Origin of the sequence: Psychrobacter sp. JCM 18901 (assembly GCF_000586435.1) — a bacterium.
Classification (GTDB): Bacteria; Pseudomonadota; Gammaproteobacteria; order Pseudomonadales; family Moraxellaceae; genus Psychrobacter.
On the sequence record NZ_BAWH01000002.1, the window covers coordinates 78,211 to 104,135 of the forward strand.

Sequence of the window (25,925 nt, forward strand, 5' to 3'; positions counted from 1 at the left end):
ATCCCATTTCATGCTTAATAGGTGATTTTTATGGCAAGTTATCAAGATTTGGCCGCTTTTAATATAGAGGCCACGCCACTCAATACTAATAGTACAATAGCGACGATGCAGGCCGATATGGATGCAGCGCTAAAAGACAAACAGCGTAATAATGCCGCTAGCAGCATCGACGCATTACCTCGACTTAAGTCAGATGAGTTTATTGCAAAAACTTTCGACGACGCGGGTGATAGAGTGCTCGATGAGACACAAATATCGCGCGTGATAGAGATGGCGTGGGAAGACAGAACGCCATTTGGCGCGATAGAGCATAGCTACGGCCTTGATGAGACGGGTGTCATTAAGCTTATGCGTCAGACGCTAAAGCCATCGTCTTTTCGCTTATGGCGTCAGCGCGTGAGCAATCGTGCGACCAAGCACGAGGCAAAGCGCTCATTCGAAGTAGGCCGCGCCTATTGCAAGACCCAGTACAAACATCATTAATTAGTCGAAATTTTAATTTATCAATATTTTATATAAACATGAATTAGGTAGCTCAATTATGATCAGTCCTGCTAAGCCTTATCTTATTGCACCATCAATCCTTTCAGCTGATTTCGCGCGGTTGGGCGAAGAAGTTGAGAAAGTATTAGAGTCGGGTGCCGATGTGATTCATTTTGATGTGATGGACAACCATTACGTACCCAATTTGACGTTTGGTAGCATGATCTGTAAAGCGCTGCGTGATTATGGGGTTGACGCGCCAATCGATGTACATTTGATGGTCTCACCTGTTGATAGTATGATTGAGCAGTTTTTGGAAGCGGGTGCGAGTATCATTACCTTTCATCCAGAGGCCAGCGCTCATATCGATCGCTCACTGCAACTGATCAAAGATGGTGGTGCAGAGTGCGGTCTAGTACTGAACCCAGCGACGCCGCTACATTATCTGGACTATGTCATGGATAAAGTGGATCAAATTCTACTCATGAGTGTCAACCCAGGCTACGGTGGCCAGTCATTCATAGAGGGTACTTTAGATAAAGTTCGCCAAGTCCGTCAGCGCATCATTACCAGTGGCCGCGACATTAGATTAGAAGTTGATGGCGGTATCAAAGCCAGCAACATTCGCGCCGTTGCTGAAGCGGGTGCTGATATGTTCGTTGCGGGTTCTGCGATTTTTAATCAAGAAGATTATAAAGCGGCTATCGATGAGATGCGCGCAGAGTTGTTATTAGCAAACAACAGCTAGCGAGTTTTGTATGGTTAATAAACGCTATTAGCCATGCCATAATAATATTAGAATGTGCTGTATAACTTATGACTATATAGTTAATCCGATATAAAAGAGCTACAGCGTTAACCTCGCTTGAAGTATCGCATTACATCTGCACTCAGTTGCCTTGTCTCTCTTTTAAATTGAATTAACTCTATATAATGGTCAGTCACGTAAAGGTGAAATATGGACACAAACAATTCTAGCCGTTCAACAGAGCCTTCTGAGCAAGTAAACTCTCATGAGACGTTGAATCAGCAGGCTAAGCAATCACTTGAAAGTGAAACATCGCAGCGCAGCTTGGTGCCTAGAGGTATTACCGTTGGCTTAGCGATGTTTGCACTTGTACTTAGTTTGGCAGGTTATGGCTTTCGCCTGATGGTAGGTGATGATGTTGAAACAGTGCTGCGTCATGCTGCGGTCATTGTGCCTGCATTTATGTTAGGCATTCCGCTGTTTTTTTGGGTAGGCTCTCGCATACTCAATAAAGTTAAGGGCCTTCATATCGAAAGTTGGAATGCGATTAGTTTGGGTTATTTGACCTCTTGTATATCGATGCTATGGCTCATGGGTACTTACAGTTAAGTTGTTTAGCTGCAGATATAATGCTTTTCCGCGCCTGTATCGTTTATTCGCATCTATATTATTTATTCGCGCCTACATAACATCGTAATATTTTATATTTTTAATCATTAAGCCATGTCCTACAAGCATGACTGGAATTTTATATGAGAATCGTACCAGCCAGTATTGCTAAAATTATCTATCCTAAAGACTTACCAAATGGCTTATTTACCAGCTTAATTATTGCTTGTTTGCTAATGGGGTTGGCGTCACTACGTCACGGAACCGACCTACAAGGTTGGCTAAATGTCATTGAGAATTGGCTACTCATGCTGCTGATATTGCCCACTGCGACGGCCACCGTTGCACTACCATTTAAATACCGTGATCCTAGCCTTGAGCTAAAGCTGGTTTATTACCTTGGAATGTTTGTGGCATTCTTATTTACATTAGGAAAGTTACGTTATTGGCACTAATATATACAAATAACATGGCATTCAATTTTGCTTTTATAGCGAAGACTTATGTGACAGCCCTTGAATTCCATTGTTAAAGCGTCCATTGTATGAGTAAGACAGATTTACCCGCGTTACTGTAAGACGATAGATTTGCCGAATGAGTTTATTTTTAAGAAATGACTGCTTTGCAATGACTAGTTTCTCTACCAGTACTAAACGGGATAATAAGGAACACATTAATGCCATACGATATCGATAATGATATAGAAGTAGATAACGAGAATAGCGATCAGTTTGCAGGATTTGCCAAAGAAACCACGTTAGAGCTGGTGGAAGCAGATGATGGTAGATTGTTGTTGCGTGATGCTGAACAAGATGAAGCGCCGCTGATGACTATTGATTTTTCTGACAAGCTAAAAGAGCTACTTGGTAGCGATACTCAAGCGATTGGTCAACATATGATTCATGCTGCGATTCAGGTCATTATGCAAAAGCAAATGAGTAAATGGCATGCGCATGTATATGATAAAGAACCAACACACTACAGCTAATTTTTAGTTGTTTCTGAGCACTAATTAAAGCGAATAATTGAAGACGTAGCTTAGCAACATGAAACTACAGCCATAAAAAAGGGTTTATCAATTGATAAGCCCTTTTTTGTTCAAATAACTTCTTTATAGAAAGTATTTATAAAAATGCCTTCTACAAATGATGGCAGTTATTTGATTTTAGCTTCTTTAAAGATCACGTGCTGGCGTACTTTTGGATCAAACTTTTTGATTTCCATTTTGCCAGGCATAGTGCGCTTGTTTTTAGTAGTGGTGTAGTAATACCCAGTACCAGCTGTTGATACTAATTTAATTTTATCTCTCATGATAGCTTTCCTGTAAATGAGGGGTCTTCAAACGATAGGTACGTGTCTCAAAGAGTGAGTTGCCACAATTAATGTAGCAAAATAGCAGCCTAAATGATGAGAGTCATCATCCAGCTGCTATTTTTAACTTAAACTTTTTGACCTTGTGCGCGTAGATCCGCTAACACTTTATCGATACCAAGTTTGTCAATGATGCGCATACCTTTGGTAGACACACGTAGACGTACAAAGCGGTTTTCAGACTCTACCCAAAAACGATGGTTGTGAAGGTTTGGTAGAAAGCGACGACGGGTTTTGTTGTTTGCATGCGAAACATTATTACCCACCATAGGGCGCTTTCCAGTCACTTGGCAAACTCGAGACATGGCGAACTCCTAATCTATGAGGTATGAGTTTTTCTCATACCAGTCTGGGCAAGTTGCACGTTTTTGCGGCATGGACACAGCAAGCGGCAGCTTTGCACCAAACAAAACTATATGAAGGTTGAGCTGGTTTTGCTGCTATCTAAAGGCAAATAACAGGCTGACCAATTCAGAAAATTTTAAAGCCGACATTTATACCATAAAACAGATGAATACTCAAATATTTTTATAATAACTGTCGAATTAAAGGAGGGCTATTATACCCTGAAATGAGCGCTCTATGTTGTTGATTGTTTAATAGTAAAGATTAATTTTTAGTTGTAAGTTATAACAAAAGTCAGTAAAGTTGCTGTTATATATTTAATACAATCTGTTAATACACCAGTATTACTGTAAATCTATGTATCATTACCAATCTCTTTTGATTCTGGGTAATGATTTTTTGCTTATTTGCTCAGATAAATTACTGCTCATGCGGAGTCAAAACATGTCATACAGCTCTCTACCCCTTACTTCTAAGTTGTTTCAGCTCACTTCTTTGACTTGCGCATTAGCATTAGCAGGTTGTGGTGGAGGCGGTGATGGTGACACCGTAGACTCTGTTGCACCAGCACCTGATTTGGGAGTTACGCAGCCTGGAACGGATGGTAGTGACGGCGGTGAACAAGTACCAGATGTTGAACCTGATTTTTTCTTACAGAAACTCAGTACATCACCTACTATCATCGAATTATCTGATGAGCAGGCTATCTTTAATGTTACAGTCAAAGCTGCCGAAGTAGACTCAGGTGGTGCGATGGTTGGCAAGGCAGTTACATTAAAGGTAGTGAGCTCCGAAACCAACGGTATCACTATCGAAGGTCAAAGCACTCAAGTGACTGATAGCGATGGTAATGCGGTATATACGTTAAAGCTTAACCCACAGGCAGTCGTAGATAAAGATGCGTTAATCGCAAACGGCTTTACCTTAATGGCCACTGCTAACAAAGCAGATGGTACAGCTGTTGCACCGCAGGAGCTGAGAGTCTCTGTTAGTAGAGAAGGTAGTGGAGATGGGACTCAAGTTGTTGAAAGTGAGCTTGATATAAGTACTTCATTGACTACCAGTTCGGTCTCCAATAACGTCTTAAATGTATATGGTGATACAGCAACTCTCAGTGTGATTGCCAAAAATAGCAAGGGTGCTCGTGTTCAAAATGTACAAGTTGGATTGGGTATTGATAGCATCAAAGGTATTTCTATCATAGGCGGTAATAGCAAATCCACAAATACAGATGGTATTGCGGTTTTCAACGTAAAGGTAGATGAAAATCTTTCAAAAGCTGAGCGCGATGCTTTATTAATAGGAGAAGGTATTGCATATGCTATTAGCATCCAAGAGCAAAGTGGGGCGACTAAGCAAGAAACTGGTAATTTATCTATAGGACTGCCTACCTCTGATTATGTGTTGAATGTGGAAGGTAGAGATGAATTGCTCAATGCTTATGGAGATGAGCAACCTCTAACTGTTACAGCTACTGCCAAAAACTCTAAAGTACCGACGAATATCGATGGCGCGAAAGCCACTATCAAACTTAATAATTCGATAGCTGGAGTCAGGCTTAGTACAGAGGCTCTTACCTTTGATGCTACTGGTAAAGCAGTGGTCAGTCTAATCATAGCTTCTACATTGACTACAGAGCAGCGTAAAGAAATTGTAGAGAAAGGTGTGAATTACACTGTGGTTTTATCAGAGCCTAATCGTGCAGTAACCGCAGACACTTATGGTAATGAAGCGTATATCCCTGATTCTCAGTATCAAATAAAGTTTGCGACAAAAAAATAAAAGTAGAATCTCTAGTTTTGGTAGCGAAGCTGTTATTAGCTTTCGTGTCAATGACAAAAATGGTGGAGCAATTGCCAATCAAAAAGTAAATGCCAGCCTACCTCAAGAGCTTGTAAATACTGGTCTTTTAACTTTAGATAGTGCCGCTGCCCAAGTAACTGATAGTAAGGGTATGGTTAGTTACAATGTTAGTGTGCCAGCAAGTTTGACAGCCGCTCAAAGAACAAAGTTAGAGAGTATCGGTGGCTTTGTCTTAACCGCTAAAGTTACTGAAGCTTCAGGAGCTAGTAGTAGTATCAATAGTGAACGTATCAAAGTAACTGCTGAAAGTGAAACGATTCTAAATGTAAAAAAACATTCCTAGCGCTGTAAACATCCTAAAAAAATCAATTCCAAATTCAAGTTGCAGGTAAGCGCCCGGATGGTAGTGCTGCAGCTGGCAAAGAAGTTAAGTTGGCTATTAGTAATGTCACAGGCGTGAGTATTCAAGGCAGCCAGCAAACGACAGATGCATCAGGCAACGCAGTATTTACCGTCAACTTAAGCCAAGATTTGACAGAAAAGCAACGTCAAGATTTGGTGAAGTCTGGTATTCCTTATACCGTGACTTTGACTGATGAAGATGGCGTGGCTACGAATAAGTATAAGGCACCAGTTATCATTCCAGTGGCTGAATATAAGCTAAACTTTGGCAGCAGTAGTACTGATAAGCTGTTGAGTACAGGCGGTGTAACCACTTTAAGTTTCCGCGTTAATGATAAAAATGGCGGCGTAATAGCCAACCAAACTGTAACAGCAAGCTTACCAAGTAGTTTGACTCAAAAAGGGCTGATAACGCTTGAAAGTGCAGCAAACCAAGCAACTGATGCTCAAGGTAATGTCAGTTATACGGTTCGTATTCCTGCAGGGCTATCTCCTACACAAAGAGCAGAACTTGAAAAAGCAGGTGGGTTCGTCCTAAATGCCCGTTTGGTAGAAGCCTCAGGTGCAAGTATCAATACAAGCAGTAATCGTATTCCTGTGACTGCAGACCCTAGTAGAAGTCAAACCATACTGACTGCAAAAACCACTCCTAGCGTCGTAAACGTTTTAAAAGATCAGTTTACGATTCAAGTATCTGCTAAGCGTCCGAATGGTAGTGCTGCTACAGGTAAGCCTGTGAAGCTTGCAATTAACAATGTCAAAGGCATTAGTATCGAAGGTGGTGAACAAGTCACTAACAGTGCTGGTAATGCTGTGTTCACCGTAAATATAGACCAAGCATTGACTCTAGAACAACGTAAGGCATTTGAAAAAAACAGGTATTGCCTATACTGTTGCATTGACTGATGAAGATGGGGTTGCCACTGAAAATTATAGTATTAAAGCATCTGTGCCTATTGCTGCATACAAAATCAATTTTGGTAGCAGCAGCAATGCAGAGCTCTCAAGCTCAGGTGGCAGTACTGTCATTAGTTTCCGAGTTAATGATAAAGACGGTGGCGTTATAGCAACCAGAAAGTCTCGGTAAGCCTGCCAAAAGCTTTAGTGGATGCAGGATTGTTGACCTTAGATACTGCTGCTAATCAGACAACAAATGATAAAGGTATCGTGAACTATACCGTTCGTATTCCGACTGGGCTATCACCTACACAGAAATCAGCATTAGAAAAAGCCAGTGGATTTATCTTGAGTGCTAAGCTGACTGAGGCATCAGGAGCTACTACTAGTGCTAATAGTACGCCTATTAACGTCAGTAATAAAATACAGAAAAGCTTAACGGTCTTAACATCAGAGACCAATCCTAAAGTCGTTAATATTTTAAAAGACCAGTTCACGATTCAAGTATCAGGTAAACGCAAAGATGGTAGTGCAGCAGCTGATAAAGTCGTCAAGCTAAAGCTTACTCAGATGACGGGTATTACTGTTAAAGACGATGAGAAAAAGACTGATTCATCAGGTAATGTGACATTTATCGTAGATATAAGCCCAGATTTAACCCAAGCCCAACGTGAAGCACTAGTAAAGTCAGGCGTTACTTATACTGCAACCTTAACTGACAATGATGGTGTCACTGCCAGTAATTATAATGCCTCTGTGGTTATCCCTGCTGCACAGTATCAAATTAATTTTGGTAGCAGTGATAAAGTTCAATTATCAAGTTCAGGTGGTAGTGCAGTCATTAGCTTCCGTGTGAATGATAAAAATGGCGGGGTTATTGCTAACCAAAGCGTCACAGCAATGCTACCGAAAGCTCTAATTGATTCTGGCTTACTGACTCTAGATAGTACTGCGACCCAAACGACCAATGCTCAAGGCGTAGTCAGTTATAAAGTTAGTGTTCCTGCAGGTTTGGCTAAATCACAGAAAGATAAGCTAGAGGCACAAAAGGTTTTGTGTTAACTGCCAAAGCTGTTGAAGCCTCAGGTGCAAGTAGTAGTATCAGTAGTTCAGCTATAAAAATCAGTTCAGAGTTAGCCAAAAGTGATATTAAACTTACTTCGATTAGCTCTCCTAAAGTGGTGACTGTCACAGACAAGCAGTTTACTATTCAAGTATCTGCTAAACGTCCTAATGGTAATGTTGCAGTAGGGCAAAAAGTTAAGCTTGAGATCAGTGATGTCGCAGGCGTCAGTATCCAAGGAAATGAGCAAACAACCAATGAAGCTGGCAATGCAGTATTTACTGTTAACCTTAGTCAAGATTTAACACCAGTACAACGTACAGCACTAATTACATCAGGTATTAAATACAATGTTACTTTAACGGATGATGATGGCACAGTCGCTAAAATTACAGATGCAGTTGTCAAAGTGGTACAGCCAGCAACGAGTTTAGAGTTTGCTTCTATCATCACACCTTCTATTAGCGAGCTTGGTGGTAAAGGTACTATCAGTATTAAGCTATTGACCAAAGAAAACCAAACACCAGTTAAAGGGCAAGAAGTCACTATCCAGTTAGGTCAAGCAGCGATTGCTTCTCGAGTTACAGTCAATCAAACGACGGCGACTACCGATTTTAGTGGTGAGACAACGTTTATAGTTACTATCCCAGAAGGACTCACAGCAGAAGAGCGTAATGAGCTTAAGCGTACAGGTATTAATTATCAGCTGTCGTATGTCGAAAAAGGCGAAACTTATACCTCTGCTATAACAAAAGTAGATATTCTAACTCCAACTGTTGATTTGACAGTACTAAATCCGCCGAACCTTATTAATAACCGTCCTTTTTATACATTGAACGGCGAAGGTGATACGGTGACTGTTAATGCGGCATTAAGTACTCGAAACACTAACCTTAGTATCAGCGATCAGCCTATTAAATTAGATTTTGCTAACAAAGAACTAGCAGCATTATTAATTGTAAATGGTAAGTCAGGATCATTTGCCAATATTGTTCCTACGGACCCTAACGGGGCGGCAAGCTTTACAGTTACTGTGCCAAGCTTAACAGCAGAGCAACAAGCGGCACTCTTAGATCAAAAGCTAACAGCTATCTTGACTGAGACGTTGACAGGTAAAAAACAAGAGATTCAGTTTAATATACAGTCAACCAAAGCGGCTATTGATTTGATAGCTATCACACCAAAAGCACTAAATCTAAACGGTGGTGAGACTCAAGTTGAAGTAATAACCAAAGACAGCAAAGACAATGTCATTGCAAATAAACAAGTTTACTTGGCGCTCCCTGCTTCGGTTGCGGCTCAAGGGGTTAGCTTGGTAACTAGTGGTACACAAACCACAAATGACTCAGGTAAAGCAAGCTTTACGCTTGCTGTACCAGCTGGACTAACGAATGCGCAAAAATCAGCCATTGGTAGTAGCTTCAAAGTCGTATTTTCAGCTACTGATGAGAATGATAATATTGCTACAAAAATCAGTACTGTTAAGACACTAACTCCTGATCCAAGCGGTACGTCTGAAAGCCTTGCCATCGGTGCAAACAAAGTCGTCAATACCAAAGGAGATACATTCAAGGTCTTTGTGCGAGTTGCTAATAACATCAAAGGCAACGCTGACAATGCCGACAAGACTATAGGTATTGCTAATCGTAAAGTTGAACTATATGTTGACGATTTTCTACAAACTGGCGTAACTATTAGCAATAACATTGTTACAACTAATGGCGACGGTGTGGCAACTTTTGACCTTACATTGGAAAATGGTGCTAGCGTTAACCAAGCAGTTCTGGAAAAGAATGGTATTCAATTAACAGCGAAAACAACAACAGCAGAAAATGTCGAGCTAGAGCAAAAATACACTGTCGCAGTAGATACGTCTACAATTGAGAGTTATCAGCTAATCGCGTCATCTGATAAGCCAACATTGACTACAGGTGGCGACCAGACCCAAGCTTCATTCATCGTAACGGATGATAATGGTGGTATTCTCACAGGTGTACCAGTACAGTTGAGTATCGAAAACTTAGAGTCTAGCGGTGCCGCGTTGACTACATCTAGTACAGTGGTAAGCGATAGTAATGGCCGGGTTGATGTGGGTGTATTGTTAGCAGCTAACAGTATCAATGCCCGCCTCAACCATAGTGTTGTAATCAATGCCAAAATCGTCACGCCACAATATGACGTAGATGGTAATGTCAGCATGCAAGTGCGTGAAGAGAAGTCATTAAGCTTATCAGCGATCGGTACAGAAATTACCATTGTAGCTACAGAAGCCAATCTGAAAGATGGCGCTTCTACTACTATCACGACCACATTGGTGGATGGTGCAGGGCGTGCTATTGCCAATGCTAATATGGAACTAGTAGCGAGGACGGTGATGTTATTGCCACTAGCGCTACGGCAACTACTGATGCAGATGGTAATGCCAGTTTTAATGTCCGTGAAAGTGATTTATTCTTCGATAACAATGGTAACTTACGTGTATTTGCTCGTGCTTTGGGTGAAAACAGCATCAATACTCAGCGCAGTTTAAACAGCATTGAGCTGATTAAGGTCTCACAGGCAGGTATCAGCTTTATAGATATCAAAGACGTTTATGATGTCAATAAACCACAGACCATAAATATTCAGATACGCCGTGATACAGCTGCTCAAGCAGCGGGATTAATTGGTAAGCAAGTTGAAGTACAAACGACACTAGGTAAATTTGCTAATGGCAGTGCGGCTAGTAATAATGTGATAGTTACTAAAACCATTGCTGCCACTGATATAAGTGATAATGTTGTTACGATACCTTTTACCTTAACATCAGAGCTTGCTGGTATTACTGCACTACAGGCGACTATACTGGGTGAAACGCAACCAAACGGTGAGCCGCGCTATCGTGCAACAGTAGATGCGCGTTTCCGTGCTACGACACCTGCTAAGATGTTGTTCCAAGCGGTGAAGTCGGTTATCACTCCAGGTGGTAGTACTGAAATTGTCGCTACAGTAAAAGATAAAAACGATGTACCAGTTGAAGGACAAACCGTTGTCTTTAGTCGCACGTCAGACTCTTCAGCAGGTCGTTTGTCAGCTGCCACAGCAGTAACAAACAGTAGAGGTGAAGCACGTGTTGTCTACCAAGCCAACGCTAGCTCACCTATTGGCGGTGTGGTTATCAATGCTCGACTACTCGATGATAAATTTAATGTTCCTACTAGAACAACCACTATTACCGTATCAGAAGAAGCAGTGTATACGACCTTAGCATTCGCTGATAAGATATCATCAGATGATATTTATTATACTGTGCGTGGTTCGATATCGGTCATGGATGGTTCGGGCCGTGCTGTGCCAAATAAAGAAGTATCAATTAAGTCTTATGCAGTTGAATACGCTCAAGGAAAGGTATGCTTACTGAATACAAATGTAGCTTATCAAGGTGCAAATACTATAGATAAAGATGGTAAAGTAAATACGCCAGCACTTAAGACATCTACTAAGCAAGAACCACTTATCTTTAAGTCTAATTGGTATGATACTGAAGATCCAGAGTATAATTACACTCTAGATAAAGATGCTGACATCAATATCAATGATGATGGTAGTATAGGAAATGGTAGATTAGACCCTATCAATCCAGTAGCTATTATAAATGGCCAAGTATCTGAAGATGGTTACTCATTTACAACTGATGAAGTAGGGCGAGCTGATTTTGAGATTCGTTATCCAATACGCTATTCAACTTGGGTGAAAGTGCGGTTTGATGCTTCAACGTTCTTGAACGGTAGTGAGAGTACACAAAGTATCAACTATGTATTACCGTATCAGTTAGGCGACCTGTCGATAAGTGATTCGAGCTTAATTACACCTTGGATAGATCATGCAAGTCCATTTGGTACTGGTGGTGTTCCATGTATTGATAGTATGAGTATCAATATCGATGCTGAGAAGGATATCTCCAAGGTGGTTTTATCTCCTTATCAGCCAAATTATTCTGTATCTATTAACGGTGAAGGTCCAAGTAACATATCTACAGGTTATAACAGCTTCATAGTAGACTTTAGTAAAGCATTTGACTTAGGGTCTACTATTAGCGTAAATAGTAATGGATTTGGCTTCTCTAAAGTGATTCAAGCCCAGTAGAGATTAACAACCTTATAAAATAAAAAAACTATAAATACAAACCCCCAACCCCGCGTTGGGGGTTTTTGCATTTGTAATCTCAATAATTAAATACAAGCAACTCAATCAGCAAATTTTTGCAAAAGCGATTAGAATAGTCAGTTTCCTATGCTGCTAACCATATTCAAAGTAAGCAGCACGTTTCATTTTTAATTGGGCGAATTATGTCAGACAACACTAAAACGGTTTCATTATCGACCATAGCTTCTCAGAGCAAACAGACACCTAGTGCTATCGATACAGCCACGTTGCTCATCAAATGCAAAGATCAGGCAGGTATCGTACAGGCAGTCTCTGAATTTATTCATCGTTATGGTGCTAATATCATTACGCTTGATCAGTATTCAACGGCGCATGAAGGCGGTCAATATTTTATGCGTTTAGAGTTTGCCTTGGCAGGATTAAGCGATATTATCGAGAATTTTGAAGCCAGCTTTGCGCATACGGTTGCCAAGCGTCACGATATGGATTGGCGCCTACATAATAATGCAACGAAGACCAAAGTCGGTATTTTGGTATCTAAATTTGATCATGCGTTGTTAGATCTATTATGGCGACATCAGCGTGGACTGCTCGATTGCGAGATTACTTGCGTGGTCAGCAACCATCCTGATTTAAAGCAAGCAGTACAGAATTTTGGCATTACTTTCCATCATGTGCCAGTGACCAAAGACAATAAGGCAGAGGCAGAAGAGCAGATTCATAAGTTAATGGCAGGTAACGACTTGCTAGTATTGGCGCGCTATATGCAGATATTGTCATCAGATTTTGTCAAGCGCTGGCCGATGCAGATTATTAATATCCATCATTCTTTCTTGCCGGCGTTTGTGGGCGCAGATCCTTATCGTCAAGCTTACGATAAAGGCGTTAAGCTTATCGGCGCAACTGCGCATTATGTCACAGCTGAGCTTGATCAAGGGCCTATCATCGAGCAAGATGTACACCGTGTGACGCATCGCCAAGGGGTGACAGAATTGCGTGCTATCGGCCGTGATATCGAACGCAACGTATTAGCACGTGCTGTAAACTGGCATGTGCAAAACCGTGTGATTGTGGCGGGTAATAAGACAGTCGTATTTAACTAAGAAAAATCAGTAGTGAGTCTGCTAAAAATATAAAAAAAGGCGGTCCGTAACTAGTGTTGCTGACCGCCTTTTTCTGAACATATATTTTATAGGAGCATTTCTAAGACGAACTTGCTACCAACAAAGCCAATGGCTAATAGGATAAAAGCATAAATAGTGATATTGGCCGCACGTTTGCCTCGCCAGCCTGCACGCCAGTTACCGAATAGTAGCACACCAAATAATAACCATGACAGTAGACTAAAAACAGTCTTATGCACGATATGTTGCGCCATTAAGTCTTGCACATAGATAAACCCAATCCCCAGTGCGATACTGAGCAATACAAAGCCTACCAAGAGCATATCGAATAATAAACTCTCCATACTTTGTAAGGAGGGTAGCTTATTGACCCAAAAGCGGTGAATGGTATGATGCTTGAGCTCACGTATTTGTAGCCGTAGAAATAGCGCTTGTACCGCAGCCATCAGCAGCACACAATAGGCAGCCAATGATAATATGATATGGATTTCAAGCCCGATACTGACATCAGTCAATGGTTGATAAGGGGCACGGCCGACATAACCGACCGTCATACCTATTAGCGCAGTGGGTGCAGCCAAAATACCAAGACTAAGAATAGGGCGATATAAACAGAACAGCAGATAAAAGAATAAGAAAAATAAACTGGTCAGACTGATGATATTAAATAAGTTGAAATTCAAACCATACAGCGTCACAACATATGGATATAGCAGTGCTGCATGTGCAGCCATGCCGACCAGCAACAAGCCCAAACTGAGGCTTTTGTGGATAGGTTTGTCCTGAGCCAGCGCCCAACCAATATGGATGCTGACTAAGATATAAGCCATGCTAGCAAGTAAGAATGCAAAGTGCACAGATAAAAAGCCTCATCTTATACTGAGCATAAACTGCCGCTCAATGTGTCGCTAAAGTGGTATTATCAGAATGATTAGAATAATCGTCCAATTTATCATAAAATGGGTGCCAATTGAGCACCATCTTGCTTATAACTTATAAATGATCGGCAGTGCTGCATAGCGCAAAACATAAAGTATATCATCTGTAAAAAGTTGACTGCAATTATAAGCGCTGTGTCCTTTGCGAAACGACTATAAGTTTTGAGCCATGTTAATGCTATAGTATTGATAATATAATTCTTTTATCATGTCCCTTGTCATGCAATATCCTAATATCTTATAGCGTATCCTAATATTATTTACGAACCATTTTAATGGTTTGATTTAGAGTTATTTTAATTGCGTATTATTTAATTGAAAACCATTTTAATTGAGAGTTATTTATGTTTGATACCTTAACAGAACGCTTATCGTCGAGCCTACGTAACATCGTCGGTACCGGACAGTTGACCGAAGACAATATCAAAGACACGCTGCGTGAAGTGCGTATGGCGTTGTTAGAAGCCGATGTAGCACTACCTGTTACTCGTGATTTTGTAAAACGCGTAAAAGAACAAGCGCTTGGTGCTGAGGTGCTAAAAGAGTTAGCGCCAGGTCAAGCCTTTGTCAAAATCGTACACGACGAGCTGACCGAAATGATGGGCAGCGCCAATCAGCAGTTAGAGATGACAGGTAAGCCGCCTGTTGTTTATTTGCTAGCAGGTTTACAAGGTGCGGGTAAAACGACTACAGCAGGTAAGTTGGCCAAATATCTACAAGAGCGTCAAAAGAAAAAAGTGATGCTAGTCTCTGCTGACGTTTATCGTCCAGCGGCTATCAAACAGCTTGAGCAAGTAGCCGGTCAGGTGAATGCTAAGTTTGTGAACTCAAGCACAGATGAGAATCCAATTGATATCGCAAAGCGTGCGATAGAAGAAGCCAAAATCCAATATCAAGATATTCTGATCATTGATACCGCGGGTCGTCTACATATCGACGATACCATGATGGATGAGATTAAGGCGCTAACTGCTGCGGTTAACCCATCTGAGACGCTATTTGTCGTCGATGCCATGACTGGTCAAGATGCCGCCAATACCGCAAAAGCCTTTAATGATGCATTGCCATTGACGGGTGTTATCTTAACCAAAACTGATGGTGATGCTCGCGGCGGTGCGGCGCTTTCTGTACGCGCTATCACCGGTAAGCCAATTAAGTTCTTGGGCCGCGGTGAAAAACTAGACGAGCTAGAGCTGTTCCACCCTGAGCGTATCGCGCAGCGTATCCTTGGTATGGGTGACGTACTGAGTCTAGTCGAAGAAGTTGAGCAAAAGATTGACCGTGATAAAGCCGAAAAAATGGCGAAAAAGATGCAAAAGGGCGGTGACTTCGACCTTGAGGATCTATTGACTCAGTTTCAGCAGATGAAGAGCATGGGCGGTATGGCAGGCTTCTTAGATAAGATGCCAGGTATGGGCGGCTCAGACATGCAAAAAGCCGTCGAAGATGCCAAACCAGAAGAAAAAGTACGTGAAATGGAAGCATTGATCAATTCAATGACGCCGTTTGAGCGTAAAAATCCTGACAAGATTAACCCAAGTCGTAAGCGCCGTATCGCTGCAGGTTCAGGGCGTGAGATTCAAGATGTTAACCGCTTGCTCAAGCAACACAAGCAAATGGCAAAAATGATGAAAATGATCTCAAAGCCTGAAGGCATCAGTAAAATGATGAAGTCTATGCAAGGGCTCATGGGTGGCGGCGGTGGAGCAGGTGGCGGCGGTCCATTGTTTGGCGGCGGTCAGCAAGGTGGCGCTAAAGACGTGAATCCAGAACAAATGGCCAAGCAAATGGGACTGGATCCAAACAATATGCCAAGCACTGAAGAGATGCAAAAGCAAATGCAAGAAATGCAAAACCAAGCACCAAAGAAGTTCAAAACCCGTTTTTAGATAACAATTAATTATTTTTAAGAAGTTTGATCAAAGCCCCAAAGCCAACGAAGCTTTGGGGCTTTTTATCGTTAGCAGTTGCAGATAAACACTGATGGATAAAGTGTGAAAAATATAGAAATTAATAAAATTCGTGTACCCTAAATGCTATGATAGGCGCTGCTTCATTCTGTCAGTATTCTTATAGTGCATGAATGATAGATCGTTATTAAAAATTATTAAAATCTGACAAATCAATTTAGAACGCCAAAAGTAAAAGCCGAGGTTGTGATGTTTTTAGCAATGGATACCGTGTTCGACCAGTGTTCGATCGCGATTTTAGATTCGAGTGGACAGGTACTATCGAGCCATACCGAAACAGGTAAGCGTCAGCAGACTCAACAGATTTTACCGATGATTGATGCTGCATTGTCTGAGGCGCAGTTACGTCTCGCTGATATACAGGCTTTAATATTCAATCGCGGGCCGGGTGCGTTTAGTGGTATCCGCATCAATACGGCAGTGGTACAGGCTCTATCTGTAGCGCATGACTTGCCTTGTGTTAGCGTCTCAAGCCTGCAAGCAATCGCACAATGCGCGTATCAGAAGTATGGGCTGACACATCTATACAGCGCCTTGATGCTCGTATGCAGCAAGTCTACTTTGGACAGTATGAGTTGGTAACTGACGACCAATTAGGTCAAAGCATTATGCAGCCAGTCTTGGCTGCTGGTAGCGATAGCACTGAGCAGCTATTAGATTATGATAGCCAAACAGAGCTCAACCTGCCTATCGTTGGTAATGGCGCGCCGCTATTGGCACGACATGATCAGCAAGACTGCCATGAAGATGTTTGGCCAGATGCTGTTGTCATTGGGCAGCTTGGTATTGCCCAGTTTGCAAACGATGGTGGTACAGAAGCGTCACAGGCATTACCAAAATATCTACGTAATCAAGCTTGGAAAACACTTAAAGAGCAAGGCAAAGCATAGCTTTATAAATATACTTTTTGCAGCCAGCTTTTTAGTGTTTAGCAAGCGCATACCCATATAAAGTCAACGTTAATATAGGACAGCCAATCGGTCTGTTTTTAGGCCAGTTTTTTTAGGCCAGTCTGTTTCTAGGAAAGTCACTGTGGATATAGTTTTATTCGTTCAAGCTGTCATCATGGGTATCGTTGAAGGTATCACTGAGTTTTTACCCATTTCTAGTACGGGATATTTGATCTTATCAGCAGATGTGATGGGTTTCTGGACTAAAGAAAAAGTTGATTTATTTGTTGTTGTTGTGCAGCTTGGCGCTATTTTGGCAGTGATTTATGACTATTGGGGTAGATTGTGGCAAGCGTTGATGGGCTTACTGACTGGCAAAGCAGAAGGCATGACCAATCCTAGACAACTGGGACTGAGTCTGATTGTTTCTACTATTCCTGTGATGATTGTTGGTTTTACCTTTGCCGATGAAATCAAAGCTTATTTGTTTAATCCTATCGTCGTTGCCATTATGCTTATCATCGGCGGTCTACTGATATTTTACGTGGAAAAGCGTCCTAAAACGGTCATTGCAGAAGAAGCGGAAGATGTCAGCATAAAAACTGCGTTAATGATTGGGCTATTCCAATGTTTAGCTCTTATACCAGGGACGTCACGTTCGGGCGCCACTATTATTGGTGCGCTGTGGTTAGGTGTCTCACGTAAGGCTTCTGCTGAATTTTCTTTCTTTTTGGGTATTCCTGTCATTGTAGGCGCGGCATTGTTGGATTTGCTCAAACATGGTGACGTATTGACCAACAGTGAAGACTGGCTGGTGCTAGGTATCGGAACCATCGTGTCATTTGTGGTGGCGCTACTTTGTATTCGCTTGCTCGTGGCATGGGTAAGTCGCCGCGACTTTACTATTTTTGCTTGGTTGCGCATTATCACGGGTGTTATCGTGCTAGTCGCCGCTTGGGGCTTTGGTTATCAAATGGCTGGCTAGATTTGCGTTATGATTTAACACGGCAGTAATTTATAGTGAAAATAAGCAGCAAATAGGATGATGGTTATGACCGATGTGCCCCAAACGTATGACGAAACAGGTGCTGTTGTACATTGTCAGTTATTCTACGTCAATGACAGCCAGCAAGCACAGGTTGAGCGTTTACAGTCATTGATAGCTGAGCATACATTACCAATTATCTTAGATATCGAGGTCGCTACAGAGAAGTTAACTCAAAAGCGTCGTCAGCAGTTGAGCCAAGCATCTACTCAGCCTATTTTATTATTAGATGATAAAGACAAGCTATCATGGTTAAGTGATGGGCTCAGTGTGGCACCTGAGTGGGACAAGTTGCAGAGCCGTGTAGTGAGTGCTGGCCGTAAGTCTGAGCTGCTATTACAAGCGGCCAAAATCACATCAGATAGTCACGTTATTGATGCAACCGCTGGCTTTGGGCATGATAGTTTGATATTGGCCAGTACTGGTGCACAAGTCACTATGCTTGAGCAGCAGCCATTGATGGCATTGCTGTTACTTGTAGAGCAGCAGCGTATGAGTGCGCTACCCAATTGGCAAAAGCTCATGAGCCGTCTACATATTATCAATGCTGATGCACTCAGTTATTTTGCGAATCTAGAGGCTGGTACCGTAGCCGATAACGCTATTGCAATCGATGTCGTCTATTTGGATCCGATGTTTCCAGAGGATAGCTATCAAGATAGCAAGACAGGCAAAGGGGCAAAAGTCGGTAAGCATATGCAAGCACTGCACCAACTGGCTCGTCCACCAACATCAGATGAAGAGCGACAGCTGCTAAGTAGTGCGCAGGCTGTTGTTAAACAAAGTATGCAAGGCCAAGGTCGCGTGATCGTAAAGCGTCCACAGTTTGCACCGCTGCTTGCTGATGAGCCAGCTAGTGAAAGCTGGCATAATGAAGCCGTACGCTTTGATGGGTATTTTGTCTGACAGTTGCTGTTTGCGGTAAAGAATGTACGATTATAAATGTACGCAATTAATCAGCTTATGTGTTCAGAATTAATGGATTTAGGAGCAAGGAATGTCAGCGTTAATCATTTGGGTTATGGGTGCAGTTTTACTGTTGATTAATATCATGCTGCGTACTCGCATTCTTCGGCTTGAGGCACGGTTAAAAGAGCTGAGCAATCCACAAGAGCAACTGGCATTTTTACGTCAACAAGCAGGACAAAAAGACAAAGTTCTAGCGCTGAAAGCATTACGCAAGCAATATCCTGAGCTATCACTGATCGAAGCGAATAAATTATGGCAACAAATTCAGTAGCCAGACCATTAAACTTAGTAATTAGTCCATAAAAACTAAGCAACCAGCCCCTTCAAAAATTAATTTAGTTGTTTTGAGCTAAATATATAAGCACATATAAAAAGTATTTAATTAACGATAAAAAAAGCCATGACATTTAAAGACAAGCTACAAGCCTACATCCAGCTAACCCGTTTTGATAAGCCAGTCGGCATTGAGCTGCTCTTATGGCCAACATTATGGGGCATACTACTCGCTGCAATGGGTCAGGCGCAGCAGCAAGGAATGACGGCAGCGTTGCCAAGTATCAAGGTGTTCGCGATATTTGCCCTTGGTGCAATATTTATGCGAGCGGCTGGTTGTGCGATTAACGACTTTGCTGATCGAAAAGTAGATGGTCATGTGACTCGCACTAAAGGTCGCCCACTAGCAGATGGACGCTTATCTGGTAAAGAAGCCGTCGCTGCATTTTTGGTACTGGTGCTGTTAAGTGCTAGTTTGCTACTTTTCTTGCCCATAGCTGTGTTCTATTGGTCGCTTGGTGCCGTTGTATTGGCGTTTATTTATCCATTTATGAAACGCTATACCCATCTGCCGCAAGTATTTTTAGCAGCTGCTTTTGGATGGGCGATACCGATGTCTTATGTGGCGGTGCAAGGCGCTCCCGATATCTGGTGTTGGCTGCTATTTTTAGCTTATATGTGTTGGACAGTGGCCTATGATACGCAGTACGCGATGGCTGACCGTGAGGATGACTTAAAGATTGGCGTGAAATCAACAGCGATACTATTCGGTCGTTATGACGTGATTATCATCTCGATATTACAGATGCTATTTTTGCTAATGATGGGCGTGGTTATGTGGCATTACTTTGCCCCGACCACATTTGGCGTAACCCCAGTATTTGGATTGGCGCTAGTTGCGATGATGTTTGCCAAACAAAACAGCGCTTGTGCCAGCCGTAACCCTTTGGCTTGCTTTCAGGCGTTCTTGGCTAATATCTGGGTAGGGCGCTATGTCTTTGCGCTCATCGCAGTTACTTGCATATGGACGACGCTAAATGGATAAGTTCGATAAATTGCCGAGGTTCAAATCAAAGAAACTGTCTGATACGAATGCGTCAGTTACGGACTATCAAGCTAAACTTGCCGAACATGGTCTGACTCGTGAGCAAGTTATCGCAACTGAGCGTAAGCTAGCAAAATTTGCTAATACCATGGATTCGCTGGTGCGAGTGCCTTTTACTAAGCAAGGAATGGGTGCGGATGCGGCGCTTTCGACCATTCCACTAGCAGGAGATTTGGCAGGATTGGCATTGACCAGTTATGCATTTATATTAGGGCGTCAGTTAGGTGTGCCCGCTCATAAAATGACGCCAGCGGTTAGATTGGCAGTTATTGATATGGTCGTTGGTATCGTACCTGGCATTGGTACGCTATTAGATATTTTCATTCGCCCTAGCCGTAAGACCCTGGGTATCGTGCACGAGCATCTACACCATGAGTATGGTATTACCGAAACCATGCATATGGATCGACCGTTTTTGCACCAGTCATTAGAAGACAAGCAACAGCAAAGCCGTTTTGGGTTTTTTTTGGCGCAATCCAATCGTTGCTTGGTTATATCTGCATATCCCTGATTTTCTTGGACTGCTAGTCATTGTATTTGTCGGTTGGGGATTGTGGACAGTGATAAGCTGGTTGATCGGGATGTTTGGGCAATCGACTGGGTTTGGTTAAATACAATCACTCATCACTCATTAGACAGCTCAGTAGAGACAAGTCAGTACAGAGCAATACGCAGAAACGAAAAAGGCGGCAACGATAATAACGTTTGCCGCCTTTTTTATGGTTTTAAATAGAGTGTTGAAACAAAGGTCGCCTCAGATTTTATTCAGTGATGACTTCTGCTTCAGCACTAACGGCATCAAAGCTAGTCACTTTATTGTTTCGGATAAGATCGATAGTGCCACCACCAGCATGACTGACGAGTTGGATACTATCGTCAGCTGATTGATAGGTAGGATTATTGCCTTGACCTTCTGGTGCGCTCAATGTCATTTTTGGCTGGTTGGGACGAGTAATGATAGCGTTAAGCATACCAGCTGCTGAGGTCTCAAAGACCACAGATAAACTCTCACCTGCGGCACTTTTATAACGGACATCAGTGATTTGTGCGCCTTTGATAGCTTGTTCTGGATTAGGTTTTTCAGCGCTATCATTTGCCGTAGATGTAGTAACACCAAGATCTTTATCTAACTCCGTTAAGCTCATATCACGTTCTGAATCAGTATCGGTCTGCGCTACATTTTTAGCGTCATCTGCATTGCTATCTTCCGCTTCATCAACATTGATATTGGTCGTTACTGGCGTGGTTTGCGTTGAGGTTTCAGCTGTAGTTGTATCAGTTGCTTTAGGTTCTGGATCTTTTTGACAAGCAGTCAGTAGCAACAGACTGAAGAAAATAGCAGGAGCCGTACGATAAAGCAGTTTAGATTTTCGTAAGTTTAGTGTTTTTGAGAGAGAAATACTCATAATCAGCTTTATCCGTTAATGGCGCTCTACGTAAATGGGATAATTTGCAAGGGTTAACCTGCTATTTATTGACAGTATCTTATTACGTATTTACCGTAATCACCAGCTTACGCTGTCCGCCATATTCTTGCAGGTTTCTATGCTCACATAAGTAAATCCCTTGCCACATACCCAGTCCTAACTCACCATCGACAAGCGGTATAGTCAAGCTTACTCCAAGCATCATGCTTTTGAGATGCGCTGGCAGGTCGTCTGAGCCTTCTAAGGTATGGCGATACTCTGGCTGGTCTTCTGGTGCGATTTTATTAAGCCAATCCTCTGTATCTAGTCTAACATCTGAATCAGCATTTTCATTGATTGCAAGACTGGCTGACGTATGCAGCAAAAACAGATGGACCAACCCTACCTTGGCAGAGTGAGGTAGCAGCTGAGAAATCGCTTTTTCAACCTTCGGAGTAATGATATGAATGCCGCGCGCATAGGCGGGTAGAGTAAGGGTGGTTTGGTAATAGCTCATGGGGTATATCTCATTATTAGAATCGACATCAAATTAAGATATCATAAGACAGTATGAACTATGGAAATCGTTGCTGTTATTTACACAAGAGCCATTTATTCTTAAACAAGCGGCGTCTGTAGACGTGTACGAATGGGCGATAGGCGTGCGAGCATCATCTCTGACAGTGGTGCGAATGACCCTAGCATGATATCTGCTAATGCTTCAGCACAAATAGGTGCCAATGCATAACCTTTTGCGCCCATCGCACTCATTGTCCATATTCGCTGACTGTTTGCCAATTGTCCAACGATAGGATGGTAATCAGGCGTTTGAGTGCGAATGCCAGCTCGTCCCTGCCACAGACTTGTATCTGCCGGAATGATAGATGCCATTTCAGGAATAGCATTGATGAGCTTGTCTCGGCTAATTTGATGCTCTTCAAGACGTATGTCAGTACTTGTGTCATTGCGGATAAAACTTGCGCCGAGCAATAAATACGGCTTGTCAACGACTACAGGATTTAACTCATCATCTCCACTCTGTGCGTTGAACCGCGCACAGTAACCACTATATTTAAGTGGTATTTTAGGCAGTTTTGCAAGTTGCTCAACCGTAGGCGTAAACCAAGACAACTGCCCACGAATTTTACGACAGTCAAAAATACGCTGATCCAATTGATGACTTTCAAAAGCCGCGCAAATGACGATATTATCAGCAGTCATCGTGACAGTGTTACGGTTTCCATCGATACCTTCGATACGAACTTGCTGCTCAGTCTCGTTGATTTTAGTCACTTCTAATTGCTGAAAGTGAATGAGCGGATGAGTCAGTATGATGTCTTTTAGTGCTTGTGGATTGACCAGACCAGACTGAGTTAAGTATAAGTTCTCTGATAAGTTCTGCTCTTTTAGGCCACTAGTATCTGTGCTTGCTCATGCGATAGAGTGGTCGCCATCTCATCAGGATAGTCGGCAATTTGTTCTGTACCGATATTGGCTTTTATGAGTAAATCAAGTGCACCAATCAGTTCAAGTACCGGTGCTGTATTAAGCTGTACGGCTGTTTGATTGAGGTCTTGATAGAGTCTGCTGCTATGGAGATAGCCTATGGTATGCAGATGCTCGTCAACATGGTGAATCGGCGTCATTTTGGGCGCAAGTAACGCTCTAGGATTACCTGATGCGCCTGCCAAGGGCGCTGATTTATCTAATAAGGTGACGGTAATACCACGATGGGCAAGCGACCAAGCTGTAAGCAACCCTGAGACGCCTGCACCAATGACGACAGTATTATCAAATGTGCTATAAGTCGTTTGCTGCTTCGCCTCGTGGCTTTTATTATCACAACTTTTATTATCGCTAGTAAGGTCACTAGTTTCCGCATTGGTCATAATGGCTGTTAGCATTTCTCGCTTTCGACCAAAACCTCTGACTTTCTTAATGTGAAAGCCATGCTCTCTTAGTCCACGCTTGACGATACCTGCACAGCTATAAGTAGCGGCAGTCGTATGAGGCGTGATAGACGCTGCATTTGTGCAAAGATACTATCAGCCACAAGGTACTGTTGCAAGAGGGCGCAAAACCATCTAAAAACCAAGCATCAATATAAGGTGTATGCTGGTTAGAAAGGTCTAATGCCAGTTTGCTTAGACTTTCTGCTGCATCACCAAGCCACATATCGACGGTTAAGTTATCATAAGAAAAACTTAAACGATGACAGCCTGCAATCAGGGGCGGATATTCAGCCAAAAGTGGCTCAATAAATGCTATTAGCTCAGGTGCGCGCTCACCCCATAACGCAAGTATCTGCGTCAGATCTGCTAGCGGTATAGGAAACTTTTCAGTAGTAATAAAGTGCAGCCGAGCCGTTGCTAATTGAGGATTGGTTTCACGTAATTGTCGCCACAATTGCCACGTCGCTAGTAGATTAAGCCCAGTTCCGAAGCCTAGCTCAGCAATCGTAAAGCATTGCTTTGGTGCAAGGTGTGCTAAACGCTCTGGTAACTGATTGTGCTCTAGAAACACGTGACGGGTCTCTGCCAAACCATCCGCATGAGAAAAATACACATCCCCAAACTCACCTGATACTGGCACCATATTGCCAGTATCATCCGTTTGCCAGTCAATCTTGGCAGGTGTGATAACGTTTAAGTGTTCAGTGTTTTGATGGTTAGCGGTAGACATGAGGCACTTCTTAGAAATATCAGTAACAGTAGCTAAACGATCAGCTGTGACGGATCAATGATATCGACATTTGGTCAGACGCAGCCAAGTAGAGTAATGCAAGTCAGTGCGAGCACAGTATATGCTACCAGCGCTCACGACGGACAAATACTAACCACGAGACAAAAATACCGACTAATAGACTGATCAGAACGGTAAACGCACCGTATAGAAACAACTGTCCTTTACTTTCGTAAACCAAGACATTTACTTGAGTCTGTAAGTCGTTCACTTGACGCTGCAATTGTGCATTACGGCTAAGCAGTTCTTGATTGGCAGCTGACAATGCTTTAGTAGATGGTTGCAACTGTGCCGCCAAGGTATCATTGATATCTAGCGCTGAGTTTTTCGTTGGCAAAGCGCGCGCCGCTACTGGCCCAGTCAACGGCAGCACTGCTGTCGGATCGGTTGCATCGACAGCAGGTGTTATGGGCGCAGTGGGTGCAGCTTGTGCCGACACGGCTGTCACTAACATGAGACCAATCAGGGCATTTTTGTAGAAGCAGTTAGGTGAAAAAGAGACTCTCTGGATCACGATGCAGCTACTTGATTGTTGCTATCAGTTGGTGCTGGCAATGCTTGCACAAATGGTTTGATATCGACATGACTATACACGCCATCACGTAAGTAAGGCTCATCGTTTGCCCATGCTTGAGCCGCTTCGATAGAGTCAAAATCCGCAATGATTAAGCTGCCTGACATATCACTTTTGCCATGTTCGATAGGCGTTGGACCTGCGATAACGAGGCGTCCCTCTTGGTGCAATGCTTTTAGGCGTTCAATATGTTCAGTACGAGTGATCAGACGTTGTGCACTGCTATTAGCCACGTCATGACCAATGATGGCAAATAAAGACATGAGACTTCCTTAGTGAATAATAAAAAAAGTAATGATGAGCTTATGTGGGCTTAGTATAAACGTCATAGCGACAAAGTGATTGCTGCTATGACAAGGCAACAGAAACTATTTAGTGGCTTTGTCTGTTAGGGCAGGGTTGAGATGCTTTTTCAACACGGCAAATTGAGCCACGACAAACACCAGCATAATTGGAATCCAGCCATAGGTCTTAAAGTTGATCCATGCTTCATCTGACATTGTGAACGCTGTGATATAATGTAGTACAGCCATTAGGGCAAAAAAACAACGCCCAAGCAACGGTCAGCTTTTTCCAGCCGCTAAGCGTCAGGGTAAATACCTCTTTCATAGCAAGCTGCATCAATGGCTTATTAATAGCGGCACTGACGAATAGCGTCAACGCAAAAATACCATTGATAATGGGCGACTTCCAACGCAGATAAATATCATCACGTAGCAGTAATGTGCCGCCGCAGAATAAAATCGTTAATAATAAGACAACCCATTGCTGCTTATCAAACTTACCTTTTTGACGAATAAAATGAATGGCGTAAACGATAATAGTGGCGACGAGCAAAGCCCCTGCTGCTGCTAAAATACCGTTATAACGCGCCGCGATAAAAAAGGCAATTAAGGGAATAAAGTCTAATAATGCTTTCATAGCAAAGGGTATGTCCAACAAAAACGTATGGGGTAGTTTACACGTCTACCGCACCAAAAAAAAGCAATCAACACGATAATCATGCGATATACGCAACCTAC

At 42.5% G+C, this 25,925-nt stretch carries 28 protein-coding genes and 4 pseudogenes; 20 read left to right on the top strand and 12 right to left on the bottom strand.

Annotated elements, in window-relative coordinates; all coding sequences use genetic code 11:
• The first annotated feature begins 201 nt into the window (after positions 1-201).
• From TT11_RS16625 to TT11_RS03010, 5 genes are all read left to right on the top strand, one after another.
• The gene (locus tag TT11_RS16625) at positions 202-483 is read left to right on the top strand and encodes a TIGR03643 family protein (RefSeq protein WP_370587767.1); all 282 of its coding nucleotides are present in this window, start codon (positions 202-204) and stop codon (positions 481-483) included.
• A 58-nt stretch (positions 484-541) separates the two neighbouring features.
• Entirely contained in the window at positions 542-1,231 is a 690-nt protein-coding gene (gene rpe / locus TT11_RS02995; protein ID WP_261869031.1) for a ribulose-phosphate 3-epimerase, read from the top strand.
• Between the two features lie 210 nt (positions 1,232-1,441).
• Positions 1,442-1,840, top strand: coding sequence for a hypothetical protein (locus TT11_RS03000; protein ID WP_261869032.1), 399 nt, complete (start codon positions 1,442-1,444; stop codon positions 1,838-1,840).
• Positions 1,841-1,983: 143 nt separating this feature from the next.
• Entirely contained in the window at positions 1,984-2,295 is a 312-nt protein-coding gene (locus TT11_RS03005; RefSeq protein ID WP_057761376.1) for a hypothetical protein, read from the top strand.
• A gap of 221 nt (positions 2,296-2,516) precedes the next feature.
• A complete protein-coding gene (locus tag TT11_RS03010; RefSeq protein ID WP_201548793.1) occupies positions 2,517-2,828 on the top strand; it encodes a hypothetical protein in 312 nt (103 codons plus the stop codon).
• A 167-nt stretch (positions 2,829-2,995) separates the two neighbouring features.
• Here TT11_RS03010 and rpmG read toward each other — a convergent pair whose 3' ends face one another.
• Positions 2,996-3,151, bottom strand: coding sequence for a 50S ribosomal protein L33 (gene rpmG, locus TT11_RS03015; protein WP_010201403.1), 156 nt, complete (start codon positions 3,149-3,151; stop codon positions 2,996-2,998).
• A 128-nt stretch (positions 3,152-3,279) separates the two neighbouring features.
• Entirely contained in the window at positions 3,280-3,516 is a 237-nt protein-coding gene (gene rpmB / locus TT11_RS03020; protein ID WP_057761372.1) for a 50S ribosomal protein L28, read from the bottom strand.
• A 484-nt stretch (positions 3,517-4,000) separates the two neighbouring features.
• Between rpmB and TT11_RS03025 the strand changes: the two genes are divergently transcribed.
• The 8 genes from TT11_RS03025 to purU all read left to right on the top strand — a co-directional run bounded on the left by TT11_RS03025 (position 4,001) and on the right by purU (position 12,970).
• Positions 4,001-5,338 carry a hypothetical protein gene (locus TT11_RS03025; RefSeq protein WP_261869033.1) on the top strand — a complete coding sequence of 446 codons (1,338 nt, stop codon included), beginning with the start codon at positions 4,001-4,003 and terminating at the stop codon, positions 5,336-5,338.
• The gene (locus TT11_RS03030; protein WP_261869034.1) at positions 5,322-5,702 is read left to right on the top strand and encodes a hypothetical protein; all 381 of its coding nucleotides are present in this window, start codon (positions 5,322-5,324) and stop codon (positions 5,700-5,702) included. The genes TT11_RS03025 and TT11_RS03030 overlap by 17 nt, the downstream gene beginning before the upstream one ends.
• Positions 5,703-5,791: 89 nt before the next feature.
• The gene (locus tag TT11_RS03035; protein ID WP_261869035.1) at positions 5,792-6,667 is read left to right on the top strand and encodes a hypothetical protein; all 876 of its coding nucleotides are present in this window, start codon (positions 5,792-5,794) and stop codon (positions 6,665-6,667) included.
• The gene (locus tag TT11_RS03040; RefSeq protein ID WP_261869036.1) at positions 6,660-6,848 is read left to right on the top strand and encodes a hypothetical protein; all 189 of its coding nucleotides are present in this window, start codon (positions 6,660-6,662) and stop codon (positions 6,846-6,848) included. Before TT11_RS03035 ends, TT11_RS03040 begins: the two co-directional genes overlap by 8 nt.
• A 17-nt stretch (positions 6,849-6,865) precedes the next feature.
• On the top strand, positions 6,866-7,720 hold the full coding sequence (locus TT11_RS03045) for a hypothetical protein (RefSeq protein ID WP_261869037.1): 855 nt from the start codon (positions 6,866-6,868) through the stop codon (positions 7,718-7,720).
• Positions 7,714-10,251 carry a hypothetical protein gene (locus tag TT11_RS03050; protein ID WP_261869038.1) on the top strand — a complete coding sequence of 846 codons (2,538 nt, stop codon included), beginning with the start codon at positions 7,714-7,716 and terminating at the stop codon, positions 10,249-10,251. The genes TT11_RS03045 and TT11_RS03050 overlap by 7 nt, the downstream gene beginning before the upstream one ends.
• Positions 10,215-11,846, top strand: a complete 1,632-nt coding sequence (locus tag TT11_RS03055; RefSeq protein WP_261869039.1) for an Ig-like domain-containing protein — start codon at positions 10,215-10,217, stop codon at positions 11,844-11,846. The genes TT11_RS03050 and TT11_RS03055 overlap by 37 nt, the downstream gene beginning before the upstream one ends.
• 203 nt (positions 11,847-12,049) lie before the next feature.
• Positions 12,050-12,970 (top strand): formyltetrahydrofolate deformylase, encoded by a 921-nt coding sequence (gene purU, locus TT11_RS03060; protein ID WP_227670811.1) that lies wholly within the window; start codon positions 12,050-12,052, stop codon positions 12,968-12,970.
• Between the two features lie 86 nt (positions 12,971-13,056).
• Here purU and TT11_RS03065 read toward each other — a convergent pair whose 3' ends face one another.
• On the bottom strand, positions 13,057-13,821 hold the full coding sequence (locus TT11_RS03065; protein ID WP_370587768.1) for an inner membrane protein YpjD: 765 nt from the start codon (positions 13,819-13,821) through the stop codon (positions 13,057-13,059).
• A 452-nt stretch (positions 13,822-14,273) separates the two neighbouring features.
• Here TT11_RS03065 and ffh point away from each other — a divergent pair, with 452 nt between their 5' ends.
• The 7 genes and pseudogenes from ffh to TT11_RS03105 all read left to right on the top strand — a co-directional run bounded on the left by ffh (position 14,274) and on the right by TT11_RS03105 (position 20,792).
• Complete coding sequence (gene ffh / locus TT11_RS03070; protein WP_261869041.1) at positions 14,274-15,818, top strand: signal recognition particle protein; 1,545 nt, start codon at positions 14,274-14,276, stop codon at positions 15,816-15,818.
• A gap of 270 nt (positions 15,819-16,088) precedes the next feature.
• Positions 16,089-16,789, top strand: a pseudogene (tsaB, locus tag TT11_RS16935) (tRNA (adenosine(37)-N6)-threonylcarbamoyltransferase complex dimerization subunit type 1 TsaB).
• Positions 16,790-16,931: 142 nt separating this feature from the next.
• The gene (locus TT11_RS03085) at positions 16,932-17,774 is read left to right on the top strand and encodes an undecaprenyl-diphosphate phosphatase (RefSeq protein WP_201570570.1); all 843 of its coding nucleotides are present in this window, start codon (positions 16,932-16,934) and stop codon (positions 17,772-17,774) included.
• Between the two features lie 66 nt (positions 17,775-17,840).
• Positions 17,841-18,740, top strand: a complete 900-nt coding sequence (locus TT11_RS03090; protein ID WP_261869043.1) for a class I SAM-dependent methyltransferase — start codon at positions 17,841-17,843, stop codon at positions 18,738-18,740.
• 91 nt (positions 18,741-18,831) lie between these two features.
• Positions 18,832-19,074, top strand: coding sequence for a hypothetical protein (locus TT11_RS03095; protein ID WP_261869044.1), 243 nt, complete (start codon positions 18,832-18,834; stop codon positions 19,072-19,074).
• A gap of 129 nt (positions 19,075-19,203) precedes the next feature.
• Positions 19,204-20,121 carry a 4-hydroxybenzoate octaprenyltransferase gene (ubiA, locus tag TT11_RS03100; protein WP_261869045.1) on the top strand — a complete coding sequence of 306 codons (918 nt, stop codon included), beginning with the start codon at positions 19,204-19,206 and terminating at the stop codon, positions 20,119-20,121.
• Positions 20,114-20,792 (top strand): annotated as a pseudogene (locus TT11_RS03105) (DUF4112 domain-containing protein). The gene ubiA and the pseudogene TT11_RS03105 overlap by 8 nt, the downstream one beginning before the upstream one ends.
• Before the next feature lie 150 nt (positions 20,793-20,942).
• On the opposite strand, the gene TT11_RS03110 reads toward TT11_RS03105, so the two are convergent.
• The 9 genes and pseudogenes from TT11_RS03110 to ispZ all read right to left on the bottom strand — a co-directional run bounded on the left by TT11_RS03110 (position 20,943) and on the right by ispZ (position 25,824).
• Entirely contained in the window at positions 20,943-21,587 is a 645-nt protein-coding gene (locus TT11_RS03110; RefSeq protein ID WP_261869046.1) for a hypothetical protein, read from the bottom strand.
• Between the two features lie 82 nt (positions 21,588-21,669).
• Entirely contained in the window at positions 21,670-22,104 is a 435-nt protein-coding gene (locus tag TT11_RS03115) for a secondary thiamine-phosphate synthase enzyme YjbQ (RefSeq protein ID WP_261869047.1), read from the bottom strand.
• 101 nt (positions 22,105-22,205) lie between these two features.
• Complete coding sequence (locus tag TT11_RS16940) at positions 22,206-22,880, bottom strand: FAD-dependent oxidoreductase (RefSeq protein WP_370587763.1); 675 nt, start codon at positions 22,878-22,880, stop codon at positions 22,206-22,208.
• A gap of 113 nt (positions 22,881-22,993) precedes the next feature.
• The gene (locus tag TT11_RS16945; RefSeq protein WP_370587764.1) at positions 22,994-23,476 is read right to left on the bottom strand and encodes an FAD-dependent oxidoreductase; all 483 of its coding nucleotides are present in this window, start codon (positions 23,474-23,476) and stop codon (positions 22,994-22,996) included.
• A 57-nt stretch (positions 23,477-23,533) separates the two neighbouring features.
• Positions 23,534-23,605: pseudogene (locus TT11_RS16950) on the bottom strand (hypothetical protein); the annotation flags it as partial.
• Positions 23,574-24,269, bottom strand: a complete 696-nt coding sequence (mnmD, locus tag TT11_RS16955; RefSeq protein ID WP_370587765.1) for a tRNA (5-methylaminomethyl-2-thiouridine)(34)-methyltransferase MnmD — start codon at positions 24,267-24,269, stop codon at positions 23,574-23,576. The pseudogene TT11_RS16950 and the gene mnmD, both read right to left, overlap by 32 nt.
• A gap of 124 nt (positions 24,270-24,393) precedes the next feature.
• Positions 24,394-24,783 carry a hypothetical protein gene (locus tag TT11_RS03125; RefSeq protein ID WP_261869048.1) on the bottom strand — a complete coding sequence of 130 codons (390 nt, stop codon included), beginning with the start codon at positions 24,781-24,783 and terminating at the stop codon, positions 24,394-24,396.
• 56 nt (positions 24,784-24,839) lie between these two features.
• A complete protein-coding gene (locus TT11_RS03130) occupies positions 24,840-25,166 on the bottom strand; it encodes a YciI family protein (protein WP_057761353.1) in 327 nt (108 codons plus the stop codon).
• A gap of 105 nt (positions 25,167-25,271) precedes the next feature.
• Positions 25,272-25,824, bottom strand: a pseudogene (ispZ, locus tag TT11_RS03135) (septation protein IspZ).
• Between the last annotated feature and the right edge of the window lie 101 nt (positions 25,825-25,925).